General features: G+C 79.3%; 1 pseudogene. It reads right to left on the bottom strand.

Annotation, left to right across the window (positions count from 1 at the left end):
• Positions 1–1,694: pseudogene (locus tag GV126_RS32750) on the bottom strand (trypsin-like peptidase domain-containing protein); the annotation flags it as partial.

Genomic DNA, 1,694 nt, shown 5'->3' with positions numbered 1-1,694 from the left:
GTGAGCGCGCCGTGCGGCAGGGGTGCGGCGAGCAGGGCGCCCAGGGCCGCCCGCAGCTGCGCCGTGCCGCCCTCGATCAACCCGGTCACCAGCAGGAACAGCACCGTCCGGGCGGCCGGTCCGTGCCGGAGCCGGCGCGCCACGCAGTCCACCACGTCACCGGCGGCGTCCGGCCGCCGCGCCACCACCTCGCGGACGACGGCGGCGACCCGGCCGACGAGGGTGGGCGTGGTGACGTCGGTGAGCGCGCGCAGCACCTCCGCGGTGTCGGGGCCGTGCAGCAGCCGCTCGCCGAAGGCGGCGAGGACCGCCTCCGGGTGGGTGGCCAGGGCCGGGGCCAGGGCACCGGGCGGCAGGTGCGGGTCGCCGGCCGCGAAGTGCCGCAACGCCTGCGGCAGATGGCCGGGGCGGGTGTGCGGGTCGGCCACGAGGAGGGCCAGCGCGCCGCCGTGCAGGGCGGTGTCGGCGGGCCGGGCGAGCACGGCGAGGGCGGCGCGGCGCAGCAGGGCCCGGTCGTCCTCGGCGTGCGTGTGCGCGGCGGTCCGCAGCGCGTAGGCGACCGCCGTGGCCCGCCGCTGCGGTCGCTCGTCGCGGGCCCACCGCTCGACGGCCCGGCACAGCGCGGCCGGTTCCTCCTCGGCGAGGGCCGCCAGCAGTTCCTCGGCGCGCGGGTGCCCGCACGCGGCCAGCACCTCGGTCAGCTCGTCCGGGGCCCGGCCGCGGTGGGTGTGCAGCAGCGCCTGGGCGGCCGTGGCCACGGTCGCCCGGGGCGCCGCGGGCAGCGGCCGCTCGTCGTCGAACCAGCGGGTCAGGTGCGGTGCCACGGCGACGGGGTCGGCGGCGAGGAGGTCCGCGACGGCGTCGAGGTAGCGGGGCTGCGGCCCGGGGCTCCGGCCGGGCTCCGCGGTGCGCCGGGGCGGGCCGTCGGCGGGGAGCAGCCGCCGCAGCAGTTCGCAGCGTTCGGCCAGGGGCAGGTGCAGCGCGGTCCAGAAGCCGGGGCCGAAACCGCACGGCACGGGCAGGCCGCACTGCTGCCAGACCACGATCCGGTCGGCGAGCAGCCGCAGCACCCGGACGTACGGCGTCGCGTCCGGCAGCCGCAGCAGGACCTGGGCGAGCAGCCGGGACGCCCACCAGGAATGCGGGGCGCCGTCCAGCGCGCACACCAGCTCCTCCAGCCGGACGGCCAGCCGGCGCGGACCGTGCCGCCGGGCCAGCAGGAGCAGGGCTTGGACGACGGGGCCGATGCGGTGGTGCGGCACGGGCAGCGGCCGGCGTCCCTCCCCCGGGATGTGCCGGCGGTGGACCAGGACGCGCAGGGCCTCGTCCAGGTCGAGGTGGATGCCCTGGATCCAGTCGGCGAGTTCCTCGTGGGCGAAGCGGTAGCCGTCGCCGGCGGGGACGAGCAGGCCCTCGGTGAGCACGGCGGACGCCCAACCGGTACCGCCGCCGAGGCGGGCGGGGGCCACGCCCCACGGGAACACCTCCTCGAACGTCTCCCGGTCCAGCTCCGCGCGGCCGGGGCCGAGACTGCGTCGGGCGGCCTCGTGCACCTGTCCGGCGACCTTGGCGGCCAGGCGCCGCACGGCGGTGCGCGCAGCCCGTTCTGCGCGGCCAGGCGCACGGCGATGCGCAGGCACATCAGGTCCAGGTGGGCCGCCAGGACGTCGGCGCGGTCCAGCCGGGGGCCGCCG

Source organism: Streptomyces mexicanus (assembly GCF_902506575.1).
In the GTDB taxonomy this organism is placed as follows: domain Bacteria; phylum Actinomycetota; class Actinomycetes; order Streptomycetales; family Streptomycetaceae; genus Streptomyces; species Streptomyces mexicanus.
This window is presented reverse-complemented; position numbering and strand designations above follow the sequence as displayed.